This window comes from Rhodoluna sp. (genome assembly GCF_024641065.1).
In the GTDB taxonomy this organism is placed as follows: Bacteria; Actinomycetota; Actinomycetes; order Actinomycetales; family Microbacteriaceae; genus Rhodoluna.
Genome location: NZ_JAHEDV010000033.1, coordinates 153,010 through 171,178 on the forward strand (window position 1 = coordinate 153,010; position 18,169 = coordinate 171,178).

Annotated in this window: 19 protein-coding genes and 1 tRNA gene; 8 read left to right on the top strand and 12 right to left on the bottom strand. The window is 51.8% G+C overall.

Features of this window, described 5'->3' with window-relative positions:
* Positions 1 to 606: a DUF998 domain-containing protein gene (locus Q0L26_RS06685; RefSeq protein ID WP_296649058.1), complete on the bottom strand. Its 606-nt coding sequence runs from the start codon at positions 604 to 606 to the stop codon at positions 1 to 3.
* Positions 607 to 706: 100 nt separating this feature from the next.
* Between Q0L26_RS06685 and Q0L26_RS06690 the strand changes: the two genes are divergently transcribed.
* A tRNA-Lys gene (locus tag Q0L26_RS06690) sits at positions 707 to 780 on the top strand.
* A gap of 86 nt (positions 781 to 866) precedes the next feature.
* Complete coding sequence (locus tag Q0L26_RS06695; RefSeq protein ID WP_296649060.1) at positions 867 to 1,493, top strand: phospholipase; 627 nt, start codon at positions 867 to 869, stop codon at positions 1,491 to 1,493.
* 13 nt (positions 1,494 to 1,506) lie between these two features.
* On the opposite strand, the gene Q0L26_RS06700 is transcribed toward Q0L26_RS06695, so the two are convergent.
* From Q0L26_RS06700 to Q0L26_RS06710, 3 genes are read right to left on the bottom strand one after another with little or no spacing between them, the layout of a single operon-like run.
* Positions 1,507 to 1,917 (bottom strand): arsenate reductase ArsC, encoded by a 411-nt coding sequence (locus tag Q0L26_RS06700; RefSeq protein WP_296649063.1) that lies wholly within the window; start codon positions 1,915 to 1,917, stop codon positions 1,507 to 1,509.
* Positions 1,918 to 1,929: 12 nt separating this feature from the next.
* Positions 1,930 to 2,352, bottom strand: coding sequence for a low molecular weight phosphatase family protein (locus tag Q0L26_RS06705; RefSeq protein WP_296649065.1), 423 nt, complete (start codon positions 2,350 to 2,352; stop codon positions 1,930 to 1,932).
* Positions 2,345 to 3,001, bottom strand: a complete 657-nt coding sequence (locus tag Q0L26_RS06710) for an MIP/aquaporin family protein (protein WP_296649068.1) — start codon at positions 2,999 to 3,001, stop codon at positions 2,345 to 2,347. Before Q0L26_RS06710 ends, Q0L26_RS06705 begins: the two co-directional genes overlap by 8 nt.
* Positions 3,002 to 3,128: 127 nt before the next feature.
* On the opposite strand from Q0L26_RS06710, the gene Q0L26_RS06715 reads away from it, so the two are divergent.
* The 3 genes from Q0L26_RS06715 to Q0L26_RS06725 all read left to right on the top strand — a co-directional run bounded on the left by Q0L26_RS06715 (position 3,129) and on the right by Q0L26_RS06725 (position 7,642).
* Entirely contained in the window at positions 3,129 to 3,821 is a 693-nt protein-coding gene (locus Q0L26_RS06715) for an SDR family NAD(P)-dependent oxidoreductase (protein WP_296649069.1), read from the top strand.
* A 178-nt stretch (positions 3,822 to 3,999) separates the two neighbouring features.
* On the top strand, positions 4,000 to 6,219 hold the full coding sequence (locus Q0L26_RS06720; protein ID WP_296649071.1) for an InlB B-repeat-containing protein: 2,220 nt from the start codon (positions 4,000 to 4,002) through the stop codon (positions 6,217 to 6,219).
* Between the two features lie 262 nt (positions 6,220 to 6,481).
* Positions 6,482 to 7,642 (top strand): acyltransferase, encoded by a 1,161-nt coding sequence (locus Q0L26_RS06725; protein WP_296649073.1) that lies wholly within the window; start codon positions 6,482 to 6,484, stop codon positions 7,640 to 7,642.
* Here Q0L26_RS06725 and Q0L26_RS06730 read toward each other — a convergent pair.
* The 5 genes from Q0L26_RS06730 to Q0L26_RS06750 form a co-directional block, all read right to left on the bottom strand.
* Positions 7,639 to 8,595, bottom strand: coding sequence for a DUF459 domain-containing protein (locus Q0L26_RS06730; RefSeq protein WP_296649075.1), 957 nt, complete (start codon positions 8,593 to 8,595; stop codon positions 7,639 to 7,641). The two genes, Q0L26_RS06725 and Q0L26_RS06730, sit on opposite strands and share 4 nt — an antisense overlap.
* A gap of 2 nt (positions 8,596 to 8,597) precedes the next feature.
* Complete coding sequence (locus Q0L26_RS06735) at positions 8,598 to 8,951, bottom strand: zinc ribbon domain-containing protein YjdM (protein WP_296649077.1); 354 nt, start codon at positions 8,949 to 8,951, stop codon at positions 8,598 to 8,600.
* 75 nt (positions 8,952 to 9,026) lie between these two features.
* Entirely contained in the window at positions 9,027 to 9,380 is a 354-nt protein-coding gene (locus Q0L26_RS06740; protein WP_296649080.1) for a DUF1737 domain-containing protein, read from the bottom strand.
* A 133-nt stretch (positions 9,381 to 9,513) separates the two neighbouring features.
* Positions 9,514 to 9,771, bottom strand: coding sequence for a hypothetical protein (locus tag Q0L26_RS06745; protein ID WP_296649082.1), 258 nt, complete (start codon positions 9,769 to 9,771; stop codon positions 9,514 to 9,516).
* Entirely contained in the window at positions 9,772 to 11,001 is a 1,230-nt protein-coding gene (locus Q0L26_RS06750; RefSeq protein WP_296649085.1) for an inorganic phosphate transporter, read from the bottom strand.
* A gap of 170 nt (positions 11,002 to 11,171) precedes the next feature.
* Here Q0L26_RS06750 and galT point away from each other — a divergent pair, with 170 nt between their 5' ends.
* Positions 11,172 to 12,266 carry a galactose-1-phosphate uridylyltransferase gene (gene galT / locus Q0L26_RS06755; RefSeq protein WP_296649087.1) on the top strand — a complete coding sequence of 365 codons (1,095 nt, stop codon included), beginning with the start codon at positions 11,172 to 11,174 and terminating at the stop codon, positions 12,264 to 12,266.
* Positions 12,263 to 13,420 (top strand): galactokinase, encoded by a 1,158-nt coding sequence (gene galK, locus Q0L26_RS06760; protein ID WP_296649088.1) that lies wholly within the window; start codon positions 12,263 to 12,265, stop codon positions 13,418 to 13,420. The genes galT and galK overlap by 4 nt, the downstream gene beginning before the upstream one ends.
* On the opposite strand, the gene Q0L26_RS06765 is transcribed toward galK, so the two are convergent.
* A complete protein-coding gene (locus Q0L26_RS06765; RefSeq protein ID WP_296649091.1) occupies positions 13,421 to 14,794 on the bottom strand; it encodes a D-alanyl-D-alanine carboxypeptidase in 1,374 nt (457 codons plus the stop codon). It abuts the gene before it with no gap.
* Between the two features lie 35 nt (positions 14,795 to 14,829).
* Here Q0L26_RS06765 and Q0L26_RS06770 point away from each other — a divergent pair, with 35 nt between their 5' ends.
* Positions 14,830 to 15,411, top strand: coding sequence for a copper resistance CopC family protein (locus Q0L26_RS06770; protein ID WP_296649095.1), 582 nt, complete (start codon positions 14,830 to 14,832; stop codon positions 15,409 to 15,411).
* A 9-nt stretch (positions 15,412 to 15,420) separates the two neighbouring features.
* Here Q0L26_RS06770 and Q0L26_RS06775 read toward each other — a convergent pair whose 3' ends face one another.
* A complete protein-coding gene (locus tag Q0L26_RS06775; RefSeq protein WP_296649097.1) occupies positions 15,421 to 16,719 on the bottom strand; it encodes a D-alanyl-D-alanine carboxypeptidase in 1,299 nt (432 codons plus the stop codon).
* Between the two features lie 26 nt (positions 16,720 to 16,745).
* The gene (locus tag Q0L26_RS06780; RefSeq protein WP_296649100.1) at positions 16,746 to 18,137 is read right to left on the bottom strand and encodes an MBL fold metallo-hydrolase; all 1,392 of its coding nucleotides are present in this window, start codon (positions 18,135 to 18,137) and stop codon (positions 16,746 to 16,748) included.
* Positions 18,138 to 18,169 lie beyond the last annotated feature (32 nt).

Below are 18,169 nucleotides of genomic sequence, written 5' to 3' on the forward strand. Positions count from 1 at the left end.
CTAAGACTTTGTGCGCTTACGCTCGTGATGCAGGCAAACCCAAATTACAAATGCCATGTACCAACTTTGCAGAACAACAATCACCCTCTCAGCTAAACCCACCGTGGATGAATTTGGGTCAGTCCAGGTAAGCAAGAACCAAACTGAAACCACAGTCAGAAGCACCGTGACTCCGATGGTGGCAGCTGGTCGCAAGACCCAGGGTGCCGAAGGAGACATCCGTGTTGAAAAAAGTGGCCAGGCTGAATAAAGCACGAACGAAATGATCGCGAAAAGGCGATGAAGGTCTGAGTGCCCGTCTTGCGATGGGGTGGTGAAGAAGGTCAGGCCATAGGTGGCGATGCCGGCCGCAAAAATTATCAAACGACCTGGCAGGGCCAACCATTTGGCGAAGATTGCCACCACTAGTGTGAGCGTCGCGCCGACAAGAAAGAAACCGCTTTGAATAAGTTGCACCGGCGAATCGTCAGCTGCCAGATCGCTGATGGTCTTTTTGATTGGGTCATAGCCCGACCAAAGCGACCCAGCAATCACCCAGCCAGCAACAGATTGAATCGGGCCAAGAATTGCTGCAAGGGCGAGAATTCGTTGGTGATTTTTTGTCATTAGCTTCTCTCTTGGTGGCCTTAGTTCTATTAGACCGCAGTTATCTGGCATTTTGAGCCGGTTCGCTTGTTAGACTTGGATGCGTTGCCTTCGGGCACATGGGCCTCTAGCTCAGTTGGTTAGAGCAACGGACTTTTAATCCGTGGGTCGTCGGTTCGATCCCGACGGGGCCTACAAGAAAATGAAAACCTCACCATTGCGGTGGGGTTTTTGTTTTAACCCAGAGCTTCGTGAATCTAGCTGGGCATAAACTTGCGAGCATGAATCAAGCTATTACCCACTTCGTGGACGGCCGACCTGAAAACCTAGCGCCTACCAGCCCTCTGGTAGTTCTCATGCACGGATACGGCTCAAACGAAAACGATCTTGTCGGATTGATGAATTATTTGCCGGGTAATTTTGCCTGGGTGTCGCTTAGAGCCCCATTAGATTCTCAGTATGGCGGGTATGCCTGGGCACCGATTATTACTCCAGGAAACCCTCGAGTAGAAGACATTGAACCAGCCACCGCAAGATTGTGGAGTTGGATTGACGCGAATATTCCAGCTGAAACACCATTGGTTTTGATTGGATTCTCGCAGGGCGGACTAATGGCAACCCAGCTGTTGCGCACTCGACCAAACCGAATATTGGCAACTGTAATTCTGGCCGGGTTCACCCTCGACGCGGTTCAGCCGGGAGATGCCGAACTCGAAGCCACCAAACCAAGAGTCATTTATTGCCGAGGCCTGAGCGATCAAGTTATTGCGACAGACACCGTGATTAGAACCGAAGCTTGGCTAGCGCGGTGCACTTCTGCACTCACGCCAACCTACCCGGGTCTCGCCCACTCAATCGATGAGCGGGTGATTCAGGATGTTTCTGAATACCTGCGCGACTATGCCTAGTTAGCGATGAATGCTAGAACTTTGCGTCAATCTCCGAAATTAAGGCCTCTACCTTTGCGCGAATCTCGTCGCGAATAGGTCGAACGTATTCTACACCCTTGCCAGCTGGGTCATTGAGAGGCCAGTCGAGGTAGGTTTTGCCTGGAAAGAATGGGCAGGTGTCGCCGCAACCCATGGTGATGACGTAATCAGACTCTTTGACAGCTGAATCGGTCAACACCTTTGGAGTGTTGTTTGCGATGTCGATGCCCTCTTCGGCCATTGCCGCGATTGCAGATGGGTTGATTTCATTCTTCGGCTCGGTTCCTGCAGACAGCACCTGAACTCGGTCGCCGGCTAGGTGCTGCAGGTAACCAGCAGCCATTTGTGAGCGGCCCGCGTTGTGAACGCAAACGAAAAGTACAGTGGCTTTTTTGTCAGACATTATTTCTCCTGCTTAGTTTGAAGTTAGTTCTACGAACAGCTGATCTACGCGACGAGCAATGTCGTCTCGAATGATTTTGGTTTGGGCAAGTTTGTCGCCAACTTCTGAGCCGGGCTCTGGGGTGAGCCAAGTTTCGATTGTTCCTGCCATGCCTTCACGCGGCGAAAGCTTTGCCTCGTTGCCGAGAATCACAATTCGGTCAACTGACATAAAGACATCATCCGTGATTGCCTTTGGAAACTCATCACCCATGGTGACGCCGATTTCAGCCAGAGCGAGCTGAGCCTCGTGGTTCAGAGACGAACCTGGGTCAGTGCCGCCAGACAGAACTTCGACGGCCCCTGAGACTTTAGCTCGCATCAGGGCCGCAGACATCTGTGACTTGCCGGCGTTGTGAACACAAACGAATAGAACTCGTGGCTTCTGACTAGTCATTTGAAACTCCTTTAGCGATCGCAAACCCCAGAGCTGCGCCAACCAATTGGGCAGCCACGAAGGGCAAAACTGAACCAGGCTCGATTCCTGCAAACGTGTCGGTGAAGACTCGACCAATGGTCACAGCTGGGTTGGCAAACGAGGTTGAAGATGTGAAGAAGTAGGCCGAACCAATCCAACCGGCGACAGCGACGGGAATGACAGTACCCTGACCACGTTTGCTAAGAATGCCAATCAGTGCGATCAAACCGGCAGTCGCAATTACCTCGCCGATGAGGGCGCCTGAATTTGCACGATTTTGAGTTGAAATCTGAATCGCAGTTTGATTGAACATTGCATTTGCAGTAATCGAACCAGCCACCGCGCCAAAAATTTGAGCTGGAATGTACGCCAGCAAATCAATATCTTTGATGTTGCGACTAAAAGCCTCAACCAGAGTTACAACCGGGTTGAAGTGGGCGCCGCTGATTGGGCCGACCACGAAGATGAGCAAGGCCAGGGCGAACGCTGTCGACAGCGCGTTGATAACCAGGGCGATTCCCTCGTCACCCGAAAGGCTTGTGCCCATGATTCCAGAACCAACCACCACACAAACCAATAGCGCCGTGCCGAAAAACTCTGCTATCGAGCGCTTCAAAAGTGCTGGCAAAATGACTCCTAAGTGGTTTCCTAACCCTAATTTTGGCATAAACAAAGATGCAAATATGTCCTTGTTCACTGTCTGTTCATCGAGGCGCATACTTATTGCAAACGCAAATCTTGATTGAGGAATATTAATGAATATCGCTTCAAAGACGTTTCTTGTAGTCGGAGCTAACGGCACCCTTGGCCACCTGCTTGCAAATCAGCTGCTTGCCAAGGGGGCTGTAGTGATTGGAACAGCACGAAGCCCAGAAAGTTCGCAGGGCTTGGCGCCAAACCTGACCGAACGCCTGCTTCTGGACCTAGAGAGCTCGCCGTCAATCGAGGCTCTGACTAACTATTTACTAAATCAGCACACAACCATTGATGGCATTATTTTTGCCAGCGGATTAGTTGCGTTCGGCTCTATCGAAGAGATGCCAGGTTCAGTCTTTGATCGGCTCTTGAGAGTAAACACCACCGGCCAAGTTGAGTTGTTTCAAAAACTCATCGGTGGGCTGAAAACTTCGGCCGCAAATGGTGGCGAGCCATTCGTAGTCTCGATTAGTGGCGTTATCGCTGAGTCACCAATGGCAGGCATGAGCGCTTACAGCGCGAGCAAAATTGCCCTAAAGGGTTTTGCCCAGGCCGCCTCGAAAGAACTTAGAAAGCAGGGCATCCGATGGATTGATGCAAGGCCTGGCCACACAGAAACAGGTCTTGCATCAAGAGCTATTTTTGGCTCAGCACCCAACTTTGGTTCTGGGCTAGACGCTCAGATTGTCGCACAGCGAATTGTCCAAGCAATTGAAAATGACGAACGCGATCTACCAAGCACGGCCTTCTAAATGCAATTCTGAACTTTGAATTAATCGGAGGAATTGCGTTGGGTTAACCCAATTTCCTTCGCATAAGCGAATGCAAGCCAAGATAATATTGCAAAGTTGTTCGCCTATGCGAACATTTAATTCGATTATGAGGCACGTCATGCGAAGTCGATTTACTGCGAAATTCAAATCTGGAAGCTTGAAGTCAATTTTGTCAATGGCTCTGGCTCTAACCTTTGGGCTGGTAGGAGCATTAGCATTTGTTCCGAGCGCAAAGGCCGCGACCGTAGTAGATGTGAGCGGTGTCGAACTTGACTTCAGTTCAAGCAAACGTACTGCGACTTCAACCCCGACAGCTTTGAACGGCACTGCTACCTATACCAATGTTGCAACCGTTGGCGGAGTCCAAATTGATGCTCGTGTCACTACAGTCGCCCTTCAAAACTCCTCAGTCGATGTTTATGACTCACCAGGTAGCGCATCAGCCAACGAAAAATACTTTCAAATCAACAACACAACTTCAGTTGCGGGCGGATTTACATCCTTTAAGTTTGATTTTTACGACCATGCCGATGGTTCTGTTGCAGTGCTGAAAAACGTATCAGTAACCTCAATTGACCTCGACAGTCCTGGGCGCCAATTTACAGAATTCAACGGTTTTCAGTCATATGTCTTCTCAACCGACACGAAGTTGACGGCCTATACAACAAACCACACCGGTGGGGCTCTTGCTAATGGTCTGGTCCGCTTTGTTCAAACCCGCACCAATGCTGCTGTATCAAGCTCAAACGATCCATTTTCTGCTGTTGAGGTCAAGTTTGACCAGATGAGTAGTTACACTGCGGTGTTCGGAAACGAAGTGGCCCAGGGTGGCTTTTACGGAGTGTCTTTCAAGGGCCTTTGCGCAACCGCAACCGGCAGCGCCTGTGGGGCGCGTTCTGCCGTATCAAACCCAAACAATAGCCCACCCACTTCACAAGACACCACCCGCTATTACGACCTGACCGTGCCGGCAATTCTGAGTTTGGCAAATTTCCCTTACTCTGACCCAGATGGAAACGCGTTTACAAACATCAAGGTCGAAACCCTGCCATCAACCGGCACATTGCAGTACTTCAATGGGACTGCATGGGTGAATGCAACCGTCGGGCTCACCGTATCCGTTGCAAACATTGAACTTGGATATCTCAGGTATTCCGGTTCTGGCTCCAGCTTCACCTACAAAGTCTCAGACGGTACCCTTTATTCGACTGCAGCAAACACCGTCAATCTTCTTGGCGCTCCAAACGGTCAGATAATTACTTTTACTAACCCTGGCAACAAAACTCCAACCGCACCAAATTTTGCATCGAATGCAGCAGCAGACTCGGGGCTAACAGTTGTTCTCACATCACTAACTCCAAGTGTGTGCGTGGTGAGCGGACTAGATATTGACCCGATTGCAACCGGCGCCTGTACGATCGTGGCCAGCCAGCCAGGCAACGCCAATTACGGTGCTGCGACGAACGTGACCCAAACTTTTTACATCACAACTGATGCATCGCAAACAATCACATTTGTGAATCCTGGCGACCAATCTTGGTCAGGCAGCTCGTTCACAGTCCCAACGACGCCAACAGCCACTTCTGGGCTAACAGTTACATTGACCTCATTCTCACCGGCTGTTTGCACAATTAGCGGCACCACTATTACGGTGGTCGGCCCAGGAACCTGTCAGATTCGAGCTACCCAAGCAGGTGGGGCATCGGGAGGGACAACCTACGCGGCCGCACCACCAGTGACGATTTCATACCTCGTCAGCGCACCTGTTGTGGCCAGCTACACAATCACCTATGACGGCAACGGAGCAACCAGCGGAACCGCACCAAGCGACACAACCGGCAACGGATCAGTGAGCCTAGCCACCAACAGCTCCCCACTAGCCAAACTAGGCTTCACCTTCGCAGGCTGGAACACGCAAGCCGACGGAACCGGAACCAACTACACAGCAGGTGCCAGCTACACGCTCAGCGCAGACATCACCCTCTACGCCAAATGGACAATTGTTGTATCCCCGCCAACACTGCCTGTTATCGATTTCTCTGGCAATGGTTCAAACAGCGGCGGAGTACCTCCGCAAATCAATGCCGACGGGTCGATCACAGTACCTGGAAATGTGGCTGGACTAATTAAAGGCGGGTACGTTTTCACAGGCTGGAACAGTCAGCCAGATGGCAAGGGTACTCACTTTGAGCCAGGCGACCGAGTTATGCTTTCTACCGGAATGACGCTTTACGCCGAGTGGGCTCCGATTATTGAAGAAGAATCTTTGGCAGAAACAGGTGCCGAAGTTCAGTCCAGCGCTCTGTACGCATTTGCTGTCCTTATGATGATCGCCGGAGCAATCCTGTCGTCACCGAAAAGACGCAGTAAACACTAAGTAAAGAAGAATCCCCTCCAAGGAGGGGATTCTTTTAAGTTAGTCAGATTTTTTGTTTGCAGCCTTGGTTTGCTTGTCTAGGCGCTTTTCTTTGAGCGACTTTGCAGCAACTTTTTTGACATTCTTCTGCTGTGATTTCTCAGCCATTTGATTCTCCTCAATAGAGAGCCAAAGCGGCCATCTACCCCGAGGCTAACACCAAGGTATTCTCAGTATCGAGACACGCTCACCAGTTATTGAAAACACGGATGAAAGGCCAGCGTTGACCGAGACTGCAAAACAACTGCGGATGGACATCCAAGGTCTTCGCGGTTTGGCCATTTTGCTGGTGATTGCTCTGCATGCTGGTTTCGCACCATTGCCGGGTGGTTATGTTGGCGTCGAAGTGTTTTTTGTAATTAGCGGATACGTCGTTACCGCCAGCATGCTGCGAAAAGACACAAAGGCACTCAAATTCAACCTGCGAAATTTTTATGTCAAGCGCGTATTGAGAATTCTGCCGTCTTCGACAGCCGTAATTATTGCGACGGTTTTTGCAGCTGTTCTTTTTTTGGGCCCAGCATTCAATAGCGACCTATTCACCGATGCAAAATGGGCTGCGTTCTTTGCGACAAACTTCAGGCTCATCGACACCGGTGCAAATTACTTCATTGCCGGGCTGGATAAGTCGCTTTTGACCCACTACTGGTACCTAGCAATTGAAAATCAGGTTTATCTCGTTTACCCGCTGATGGTTTTTGTTATCTGGCGATTGACTCCAGCTCGCGCCAGCAGACCGGTGCTGGCATCACTTTTGCTGGTTTCGTTGGCGCTATCAGGCTTCTGGTCGATCACCATGACACTTAGTGATTCAGTAACCGCCTATTACTCCCCGCTGACTCGAATTTGGGAGCTTGCTCTGGGCGGTCTTGTCGCCTTGGTTCCGCTTCGTATGAATCATGCTCGAACTTGGCTGCGAAATGTCACTGCAGTTTTGGGCTTGGCAACGATTTCCGCCGTTGCTGTGCTGTTCGATGCGAGCACTGCGTATCCTGGCTATTTAGCCGCGTTGCCAGCTTTTGCCACCGCTGCAATTATTTGGGCTGGCACCGCAGAGAAAATATCAGGGCCAAACCTATGGCTTGGCTTTAGACCACTCGCCTACTTGGGCGAGATTTCATATTCGCTTTACCTTTGGCACTTTGGCTGGCTTTACCTGCCGACTCTGATGCCAGACCCGCCAACGGGATGGTGGGTACTGCCGTTGCAATTTGCCGGAGCATTCGGCTCAGCGATTCTTTCTCACCATCTGCTTGAAAACCCGATCCGCAAATCGCGCCTATTGAATCAAGATGGTTGGGCAACGTTGCTTTTCGCTGCTGTGTGTTTGGTTCTTATCTGGGATGCAACGCTCGCTGCCGAGAGTCTCTGGCTAAATCTTTAGCGCAACTCGTGCCTGTGGGTTGACCGCAGCGTCACGTGATAAACCGAAGCAACTTTGTCGATGATGTAGGTTCCGATTACCGATTGACCATCAGCCGTAAAGTGAATGCCATCTTCACCGCGAATCTTGGTTCGAACTCCGTTTACTGACGCATACTGGCGATAGACGCCTGCTAAGTCAGCAGTGAGAGTCCAGAGCGGAACGAAGGTTGCACCAGTCATAGTTGGCACCACAGCCCTGAACTGGGCATTGATAACTTTCATGCCTTGGTTGTAGTTATAGGGTTTCGAAATTGGCATGCCCACCCAGAGCACATAGGCCCCCGCATCCGTGGCAAGTTTTGTCATTTTAGTAACTTGCGCTTTGTATGCCGACTGCCAGGCTGCGGTTGGGTAGGTCAACACGCGTGTACCAACCTTCATGTTCTGACGGTCGTTGGCACCAATGAGAACAATCACCAGGTTTGGCTTTTCGGCTTTCAAAAATGTACTCAGGTTGTTAGGCCAGTTATAGAACCAAGAGTTCGACAACCCGGTTGAGGCCTTTGCTTTGAGTGAGAATTTGAGGCCACCCGAGGTGTTTAGCTGCCCGAGCATTCCATAGCCGAGGTTGTTGCCGATTGAGTCGCCAACGAGCATGATCTTGCAAGTGCCCACACTTAGCGCCGCGGTTTTTGCCGAATTGAAATGACAGCCGGTGGCTTTTTGGTGATCTCGAATTACCTTCAAAACTGGGTCTGAAATCACCGTTGAGCTGGCGCTCGGCGATGGCGACGAGGTTGAGGTGCTTGAAGAAGCGCTCGGCGAGTTGGAGGCAGACGGTGAAATTGACTGCGACTCACTTGCCTGAGCTTTGACCGTAGAGTCGTTTGAAAGCTGAAGACTGAAACCAGCACCAATCAGTAGCGTTAGCGACAGCGCCAATGCCCAGCGAATAGTGCCATGCGATTTCATGGTTACAGAACCTTCTTGACCACACTTGATTTGAGCATCATCGGCCCGAATCCGTCAACCTTGGCATCGATGTCGTGGCCATCGGCGCCGTTCACCAAACGAATGTTTCGCACTTTGGTGCCCACTTTGATTGCGGTTGAGCTGCCCTTGACCTTTAGATCTTTAGCGATGGTAACGGTGTCACCATCAGCAAGGATGTTGCCAACTGAATCTTTGATGACCTTTTCAACTTCAGCGGTTGACTCGTCTTCAGCAGCCTGCCATTCGTGAGCACACTCTGGGCAAACTAATAGCGAACCCATCTCATAGGTGTATTCGCAATTACATTTTGGGCAGTTAGGCAGTTGATCAGACATACTTCAATCTTAAGTCGCGGGTTAAAAGAAAAGACCCCGGAATACCGAGGCCTCTTCTTGTTGAAACAAGAAGAATTACTTCTTCTTGCCCTTTGAAGTCTTTGACTTGCCCTTGGCCTTTGCAGGCAGCTTCTTTAGAACAACAGCCTGACCGACGATGACATTTTTGCCATTGAAGGTTGAAGTAGGCGAACCATAAAGTTCATAACCGTTGTCTAGGTGCAGTGAGACTCTTGAGCAGAACTCTGAATCGTCAATGCCTGTGATCATCTTGTAGCGCTTGGTGAAGTCTGGTGTAGTTGCGACGGCTGGCGCAGCAGCAGCGCGTGCCGCGGTTGTGCGGGCAGCGGTTGCGCGTGGAGCGCGTGCGGCAGCCGGCTTGGCAGCAGTGCGTGCAGCTGGTTTTGAAGTGGTGTTTGAAATAGTCATATTTTGATTTTGCCAAACTCTAGAAATTGATGGCGAATAATTTGCAGTTATCAGGTTAATTTTTCGTTCACCAGGTGAATGACCCGCCTATGAGAAAACCCCCGGCACACAACCGGGGGCTTTCAACATCGACTTACTTGTCTAGGTGAAAGTAAGGAACGATCAGATAGATTCCATAAAGAATGGCTGAGCTTGCAATGGTGAACAATGCATAAGCTGCAACACGGTTCAAGATCTCTAGAGGCTTAGCGCCTTCTTTCTTCTTGGTGTTTTCTTGGATGTGCTTCGCGTTGGTCAAGAAGCGAATTCCAAGAGCGAAAGCCAGCGATACAGAGGTAGCTGCACCGATGGCCACGGCAGCTACTAGTAGGAGTGCGTTCCAGTCGATCATTTACTTGGTTACCTTTCCTTTAGCAGCAGCTTTCTTGGCTGCCTTTTCTGCCTTAGCGGCAGCTGCACGAACCTGGCGAGGTGATGCAACAACTTCTGAAGCACCCTCAACTTCGCTTAGAACGTTGGTGTGGCTAATGCGGTTGCGGCGAGCAATCTGGAAGATTGCGATTGCAACAGCAAGTGTCAAAACTAGGTCAACGAAAATTCCAATTGGGCCACTCTTCACCAGAAGTGCTGAAAGTGCTCCAACTGCTGCAGCAGCAGGAAGGGTAAGCAACCAACCGGTTACAACCTGACCGGCCTTACCCCAGCGAACCTGACCGCCCTTGCGACCAAGACCAGCACCCATAACACCACCCGATGCAACCTGTGTGGTTGAAAGAGCGAAACCAAGGTAAGAAGAAGCAAGAATTGCTGAACCGGTAGAAACCTCAGCGGCAAAGCCCTGAGCAGGCTTGATCTCGGCTAGGCCTGAACCCATAGTCTTGATGATTCTCCAGCCACCTGAATATGTGCCAAGCGCAATTGCTAGAGCAGCTGCGATGATTACCCACCACTCAACGTGGTCACCGGTTGACTGTAGACCAGCTGCAACAAGTACCAGGGTGATTACACCCATGGTCTTCTGTGCGTCGTTAGTACCGTGTGAAAGCGCTACTAGCGATGAGGTGAAAATCTGGCCTACCTTGAAGCCATTGCGACCGGTGCTGATGCCGGTTTCTTTGCGCTGCTTCTGGCTGCGTGCAGTTACCAGGTATGCGATGCGGGTAGCCAAGAATGCGGCCAAACCAGCGATCAACGGAGCGAATACCGCAGGAAGCGCTACCTTCTCGATGATCTTCGGGAAGTTCACTGCTGCAAAGCCGGCAAAAACCAAAGCTGAACCAACAAGGCCACCGAATAGTGCGTGTGAAGATGACGACGGAAGACCTAGCAACCAGGTGGTTAGGTTCCAAAGAATCGCACCGGTTAGACCTGCGAATACCATCTCAGGCGGAATTACAACACCCTCGTTGATTAGCGAGACAGAAATTGCCTTGGCTACTGCGGTTGAAAGGAACGCACCAACTAGGTTCATCAAAGCAGCGATGATTACTGCGGTGCGAGGAGACAAGGCGCCAGTTGCGATCGCAGTAGCGCTCGAGTTAGCGGTGTCATGAAAACCGTTGGTGAAGTCAAAGAAGAGGGCTAGTGAAACAACTAGCGCAACAATCAGGATTGGATCCACGGGATACTTTCTGGTTAGTGACCGGGAATGGAATATTCAGGGAACGTTCCCTGAATACATTGTTTACCTTAGGAACACAAGGTGAACAGAAGGTGAACTAAATCTAACTGTTGTTGAACATATAAACTTGCCTAATATCCGCGCACTAGAAGCATCCAAGGTTAAGGGTTATGACTAGTTCAAGAAAAATAGCTGCCAAGCTCTCAGATGGTCGAGACCTGTTCTATTTTGATGACGCAGGTTCAGCCCTGCCTAGCGAGCGCAAGCCCGATCACCGCGAACCAGCACCGCGCCCCAACGTTGCCGAAATGCGACTTGACTCACTAACCGGTGAGTGGATCTCGGTGGCCGCAGCTCGCCACAATCGTGCCTTCTTGCCACCGGCCAATCAGTGCCCGCTGTGCCCAGCGACTGATGAGAATCTTTCAGAGGTTCCAGACATCTTTGATGTGGCCGTGTTCGAGAACAAGAGCCCTTCGTTTGGCCCTGATCTACTAGAAGTCGATGACGAAAATTATTCAGTTGTTGCCAACCTAGAACTTGGCAGCAAACGCAAGTCGGTTGGTCGCTGCGAAGTTGTGGTTTTTAGCCCGACTCACCTCGGCTCTCTTAGTGAAATGCCGGTTTCGCGCGTTCGCACCGTTATCGAAGCTTGGACAGACCGCACCGCACACCTAAAGTCTCTTCCGGGTGTTCGCCAGGTGTTTCCTTTTGAGAACCGCGGGCAAGAAATTGGCGTGACCCTGCACCACCCTCACGGGCAGATTTATTCATACCCTTACCTAACCCCGCGCACCAAGAAAGTTCTTGACTCGATTAAGGCTTATGGTCCGAACCTGTTTGCCGACACTCTGGCCTTTGAACAAAAGAGCGAGCGCGTGCTTATCAAGGGTGAGCACTTCACTTCATACGTGCCATTTGCTGGTCGCTGGCCGGTTGAAATTCACCTTCTTCCTCACCGCCACGTGAACGACTTCACCGACCTGACTGACGAAGAGCGCGACGAACTAGCGGTCATGTATTCACGCCTTCTGGGTGCACTAGATCACATCTACTCAACCCCTACTCCATACATCTCGGCTTGGCACCAGGCGCCTATGGTTGAGGGCGGCGAGCATATTCGCCTTCAACTTCAGATCACCTCACCCCGCCGTGCCGAAGACAAGTTGAAATACCTAGCTGGTTCAGAGAGCGCAATGGGGGCCTTCATCGCAGACTTTCCGCCTGAGGTTACCGCCGAGCTAATCCGAGGCGCACTCAAGTGATTCACGAGCTAGTTGCCAAAACCCAGGCTGGCTTCAGCGACCTATTTGGTTACGAAGCCACCGGCGTCTGGTCGGCTCCCGGCCGAGTAAACCTCATTGGCGAGCACACTGATTACAACGAAGGTTATGTTTTTCCGTTTGCAATCAATCGACGCACCTTCGCCGCTCTGGCGCTTAGAGAAGACTCAACCGTTCGTGTTGCTTCGAGCTTTTCTGATGACATTCACCAGGTAGACATCGCCAACATCAGTAGCGATGCCAAGAACGAGTGGGCCGCTTACCCGTTTGGAGTTGCCTGGGCGATTCAACAGTTGGCCGAAGTTTCACCATCGGGCTTTGACTGCTTCATCGAATCTGATGTTCCAGTTGGCGCCGGGCTCTCATCTTCAGCAGCCATTGAGTGTGCCGTTGCACTGGGTTTGAACGAACTTTGGGGCGCAGGCCTCGACCGCCGCAAATTGGCTCGAGCCGGTCAGCTTGGCGAAAACGAAATCGTCGGAGCACCAACCGGAATCATGGATCAATCAGCTTCGCTATTGGGCGAGATTGACCACGGTGTTTTCTTGGATTGCCGAAGCCTTGAGGCAACACCGATTGAGTTGGGATTCTCAAGCGCTGACCTCGAACTTCTGATTATTGATACCAAAGTTGCGCACCGATTGGTTGATGGCGGTTACGCAGCCCGCAGGGCAGCGTGCGAGACCGGCGCGACTGAAATGGGCGTGACTAGCCTGCGCGATCTTTCTATCGAAGACCTTGAAAAGGCCAAAGAAATCTTGGATGAAGTAACTTTTCGCCGAGTTCGCCATGTGGTTACTGAAAACCAGCGCGTTCTAGACACGATTCGAACTCTTCGCGAGGCTGGGCCAACAGCAATCGGTCAGCTGATGCATGCATCTCACGAGTCAATGAGGGATGATTTCGAAATTTCGGTGGATGAACTCGACACCGCGGTTGAAACTGCGATTCGCCACGGCGCTATTGGCGCAAGAATGACTGGCGGCGGTTTCGGTGGTGCGGCAATCGCACTGACCCCGATTGGCAAAATCAGTGAGGTTACGCTTTCGATTTTGGCCGAGTTTGAGGCATTGGGTTATGCCAAGCCAGACATCTTTGCTGTGTCAGCCGCCCCGGGCGCGATTCGCGAGGTCTAGCTACTCGTTAGACAGCTCGTTGCCGCAGCGATAGAAGCCGGTCACGAGATTATCGATGGCATCTTTGGCGTCAGGTTTAACCGATCCAAGTGCATAGACGGCAAAGGTTAGAGTCGAACCGTCTTTGGCATTGATGATTCCAGACAGCGTGTATCCCTTTTTGATCCATCCGGTTTTAGCAATCACGTGACCGCGAGCATCTACATTTTCACCGCTAAATCTTGCCGCCAATGAGCCAGACTCACCAGCAACTGGCATCCCAGCTTTGACGCCAGCCAAGTCGCCGGTGGCTGTGTTCAACATCTGCATGAGTTTGGCCATAAAAATTGGTGAAACCGCGTTGTCGCCGCTGAGGCCTGAACCGTCTCTGAAGTACATGCCGGTCGTGTCGAATTCGAGCGCCGCTAAGGCTTTTTTGAAGGCCGCATCGATTGAAGCACCGGAGCCGTCAAAGCCAAGGTCGAGTGACACCAAACGCGCGAGGGCTTCGGCCTGGGTGTTGTCTGAGACCTGGAGCATGTGCGTGATCCACGAACTGATTGGTGCGCTGGTTACTTTGGCCAGTTCAACCGCATTTGATGGCAGGGTTCCGGCACTCACTCGCGCGGCTGTTGCCGTTGAGCCAAGCGCGGTCTTGAAATATCCGCCTGTGTTTAGCGCCGGGCGCTGGCTGCGCCATGAGGTTTCACTCTTAGGGTCTTTGCGGTCACCATCGGTCTGCAGTGCAGAAACCTGCGACATGTAGCCCTCTTTGCGTTCGCTGTCTTCCCAGGTTGAATCCCAATTTGGGCCAGCAAACAAATCGTCAACCACGATGATTTTGGTGATTGCCGCATTCGACAACTTTGCATTCACCGCAATGGCCAGTGAGGCCAACTTCGGTGCATTTTTGTAAACCGATTGCTGCGCAGCACTCAGGCGCGAAAGAGTTGGGTCGCCGCCACCGACTAGGTAAACCACACCTGGCTTTGCTGGGTCTGAATAAACCCGGGTGTCGACTCGATAGTTTGGGCCAAGGGTTGACAGTGCCACGGTTGCAGTAACAGCTTTCATAACCGAGGCGGTTGACTTTGGCAGGTCACCTTGGCGATCAAACAGCACCTCATTGGTGCCGGTGTTCAAAACATAAGCCGAAAGGCTGGCTAGACGCGGGTCGGCCGCAAGGTCTGCAACCGAACATGACTTGAGTGGAGACGCGCTGGCAGAGGGTGAAGCAGATTCGCTAGCCGATGCCTGGGGCGAATTGCTTGGTTCAGGGTTGTTCGAGCCAGTCAGTGCTGTGCCACCAATAATCAAAGCCAAAACCGCAACAGCCGACCCAACCCCGATGCCGACAGACTTCAACAACGATGCGCGACCCTGGTTTTCTGACACAAAAGCTCCAAATCTCAATTAAGTAGACTTCTAGTATGAACCGTTTTGCCCGCGTAATCGCTAGTTTCTTGCTCACTCTCCTTGCCGTTTTCGGAGCCACAACCCTGGCATCTGCGCACAATGACGAAATCGAGTATTCGCCTGAGGCCGGATCTACCGTTTCTGCTGGAATCATCGACATTAAGGCAACCTTCACTGAGGAGCTTTTGCTTCTTGATGATTCGAGTGGGCACGAAATGGCTGTAACGGCACCTGACGGTTCGGCGGTCGCAATTGCCTGCTTGGCGCCAACTACCCTAACTCTGGGCGCGCAAATCTCGGTTGATCAGCCCGGTGAATATCAAGTGACTTGGCGAACGGTTTCAATCGACGGCCACCCAGTGAGTGGCAACTATTCATTCAAGGTCGAAAATACTGACGGCTATGTAGCCGAAGACCTGAGTGCTGCACCCTGTGCCAATGGCGGAATCACTCCTACCGAAGCACCTAAGCCCGGCATTCCTGATTCAGAGCCTGACTTCGGACCAGCCCTGGCGGTTCTAATTATTGGCCCTGCCATCGCACTCGCGGCCGGACTAGTGGCCGTGATGGTCAAGCGCAAAAAGGCTAAGAACTAGTCGCTGAAGTTATTCGGTGAGTTTCGCGCCACAGAAATAGAAGCGCGATGCCAGGGTGTCGATTGCGTTTCGTGTTTGGCCATCAACCTTTTTTGAAACATGACTGCGCGCAAAAATCGCGTAGGCAATTCGACTACCATCTTTGGCGTCGATGATTCCCGCCAGGCTATACAAACCTGGAATAAAGCCGGTTTTGCCCTTAACCGAACCGCGAGCTGCAGCGTTACGGCCCGTGAAACGGCCGGCCAAACCTCCTGAGACACCGGCTACCGGCAGGTAGCTCTCGAGCGGTGCAAGTTCAGGGTCACCCAGTGCAACCGCACGCATCAGTTGAGTAATCATCTTCGGGGTCACCCGATCGGCTTGAGCCAGGCCAGAACCGTCTTTCATTACCAGCTTTCGCGAATCGATTTTTAAGTCGGCGAGCATGGTCTTCACCATCGGCTCGATTGAAGCGAAGGTTGGCTTCAATCCCGCGGCTATAGCAGCGTGACGAGCAATAAATTCAGTCTCGGTGTTATCCGAAACGGTGATGGCGTGATCCATCCAAGTTTCGATCGGTTGGCTCGAAATGCTAGTCAGTTCGACAGCATTTTTGGGCGTCTTGCCAACCACAAGTTGAGCACCGACAGCCAGCCCGGCTAGCTGCTCGCGAAACTTCTCACCAGTCTTAAGAACCGGATTTGTGCTTCGGTAGCCGCTGTAGTGGGTGCTGGTTAGATCTGGGTTTGCTCGGTCGCCATCAAGCTGAAGGCCGGTGATGTGAGAGATGTAACCGTTGGTTCGGTCAGATGCCTTCCAAGCGCTGTTGTATGTGGGTCCACTGAAAAACGAGTCATCCAAGATGATTTTTGTAATTTGGCTTTCTGAAGTCCAGCGGGCATAAACGCGGCTAGCGAGCGTCGAAAGTTGAGGCGCACGAACATAAGTGGTGAAGCCATCACGCGATACCTGGCTGAGCGTGTGGTCTCCCCCGCCCTTGAGCACGATGGTTCCAGGCTGGCCCGGCAACGTAAAAACGCGAGTGGTTGCGGTGTAATTTTCTGGGATGTTTTCAAGCGCCGCAGCTACTGTGAGCACCTTAAGCACAGATGCCGAAGGTGTTGCCTGAGTGCCCTTTTCGTTGATCAAAACCTTGCCCGACTCAACATCAACGGCGTAGGCATATAGGTAACCGAGGTGCGGTGATGCCATCTGAGCAGCTGCACTGCAATCAGTAATTGCTTGGGCGCTACCAGCTTGCCCCGTTAGCGTCACAACTAGCGCGGCCGAAAGAAAGTAGGCAGATAGCCGTTTGATTTTGGACATCAATTCAAGGCTAGCGAAACCTTGTATTAAAGCTCCACTGTTTCGCCGTCGCGTGGCGCATGTGAACGCCAGCCAAGCTGAGACTTGATGCGGTCGCTGAAGGTCTCGGCAGCTCCTGCTTCACCGTGAACAACCAAAACCTGCCCCGGAGCCTCAGAGGTGCTCTTCATCCAAGCAATCAGTTCGTCGGCATCTGCATGCACTGAGAAAGATTGAATTTGCTCAATTTGTGCTTTCACGGGCACCATCACGCCGTGCATCTTGACTTCTTCTTCGCCCTCAACCAATCGACGCCCGCGAGTGCCAATGGCCTGGTAACCGACCATGATTACGGTGTGAATCGGGTTTGGCAACATGTTGCGAAGGTGGTGAACTACACGGCCACCGGTTGCCATACCAGAAGCCGAAATAATGATGCATGGTGAATCAGGGTTATTGATGGTTTTTGAATCTTCTACGGTTGGCAACTCAACCAGCGTTCCCGAATCGAATGGGTCGCGGCCGCGCCAGGCAGCAACGATCTCATCGCGAATCTCTGGTGAATCTTCGTCAATTGCTTGACGGTAGAAAGCCAAGGCCTTGAGTGCCATCGGTGAATCGGCATAAACCGGCACTCGGCGAATCTTGCCTGCATCCATGAGTTCACGAAGTTGCACCAAGATAATTTCGGTGCGGTCAACGGCGAATGCCGGAATAAGAATCGAACCTCCACGGTCGATGGTTTGGTTGATCGACTGTTCAAAGTTGGTGGTTACCGGAGTGTGTTCGCGATCGCCATAGGTCGACTCGGTGACGATTGCATCAAACTTGCCAGCTGGGACGCGGTCTGGGCTAACCAAAAGCGGGTGTTCCTCACGACCCATGTCTCCGGTGAAAAGAATTCGCTTGCCAAAGAATTCAACTTCAACGAACGCTGCGCCAAGGATGTGCCCCGAAGGATAAAAAGTGACAAAGGTCTGCTCGGCAATTTGAACTCGAGCGTGGAATTTTTCGGTCTTGAACTGCGCAACCGCCTTGATGGCATCTGGCTCTTCATAAAGCGCCTTTGGTGGGTTGTGTTTTGAATAACCCTCTTTTGCCGCATACTTGGCGTCTTCGGTCTGAATTCTTGCCGAGTCGAGTAGAACTACCTCGGCCAATTTTGCAGTGTAGTTAGTGAGGTGAATCTTGCCTCTGAAGCCATCTTTGACCAACTTGGGAATGTAGCCGCAGTGATCGAGGTGGGCGTGGGTCAACACAACCGCACTCAGTGTCGAAGGGTCGATTGGCAGTGGGTTCCAGTTTTTGAGTCGCAACTCTTTGAGCCCCTGGAACAAACCTGCGTCGACCATGACGCGAGTGTCTCCGCACTCCAATAGAAATCGGCTGCCAGTTACAGTGCCTGCGGCACCAAGAAATTGAATCGTTGGATTGACCATATTTTGAGTCTAGGTCGCTTTCTGGCATCAGT

Bases quoted from the DNA above. Each gene is read 5' to 3' on its own strand.
- Q0L26_RS06685 (WP_296649058.1), bottom strand. From the start codon at position 606: ATGACAAAAAATCACCAACGAATTCTCGCCCTTGCAGCAATTCTTGGC.
- Q0L26_RS06695 (WP_296649060.1), top strand. From the start codon at position 867: ATGAATCAAGCTATTACCCACTTCGTGGACGGCCGACCTGAAAACCTA.
- Q0L26_RS06700 (WP_296649063.1), bottom strand. From the start codon at position 1,917: ATGTCTGACAAAAAAGCCACTGTACTTTTCGTTTGCGTTCACAACGCG.
- Q0L26_RS06705 (WP_296649065.1), bottom strand. From the start codon at position 2,352: ATGACTAGTCAGAAGCCACGAGTTCTATTCGTTTGTGTTCACAACGCC.
- Q0L26_RS06715 (WP_296649069.1), top strand. From the start codon at position 3,129: ATGAATATCGCTTCAAAGACGTTTCTTGTAGTCGGAGCTAACGGCACC.
- Q0L26_RS06730 (WP_296649075.1), bottom strand. From the start codon at position 8,595: ATGAAATCGCATGGCACTATTCGCTGGGCATTGGCGCTGTCGCTAACG.
- Q0L26_RS06735 (WP_296649077.1), bottom strand. From the start codon at position 8,951: ATGTCTGATCAACTGCCTAACTGCCCAAAATGTAATTGCGAATACACC.
- Q0L26_RS06740 (WP_296649080.1), bottom strand. From the start codon at position 9,380: ATGACTATTTCAAACACCACTTCAAAACCAGCTGCACGCACTGCTGCC.
- Q0L26_RS06745 (WP_296649082.1), bottom strand. From the start codon at position 9,771: ATGATCGACTGGAACGCACTCCTACTAGTAGCTGCCGTGGCCATCGGT.
- galT (WP_296649087.1), top strand. From the start codon at position 11,172: ATGACTAGTTCAAGAAAAATAGCTGCCAAGCTCTCAGATGGTCGAGAC.
- Q0L26_RS06770 (WP_296649095.1), top strand. From the start codon at position 14,830: ATGAACCGTTTTGCCCGCGTAATCGCTAGTTTCTTGCTCACTCTCCTT.
- Q0L26_RS06775 (WP_296649097.1), bottom strand. From the start codon at position 16,719: ATGTCCAAAATCAAACGGCTATCTGCCTACTTTCTTTCGGCCGCGCTA.
- Q0L26_RS06780 (WP_296649100.1), bottom strand. From the start codon at position 18,137: ATGGTCAATCCAACGATTCAATTTCTTGGTGCCGCAGGCACTGTAACT.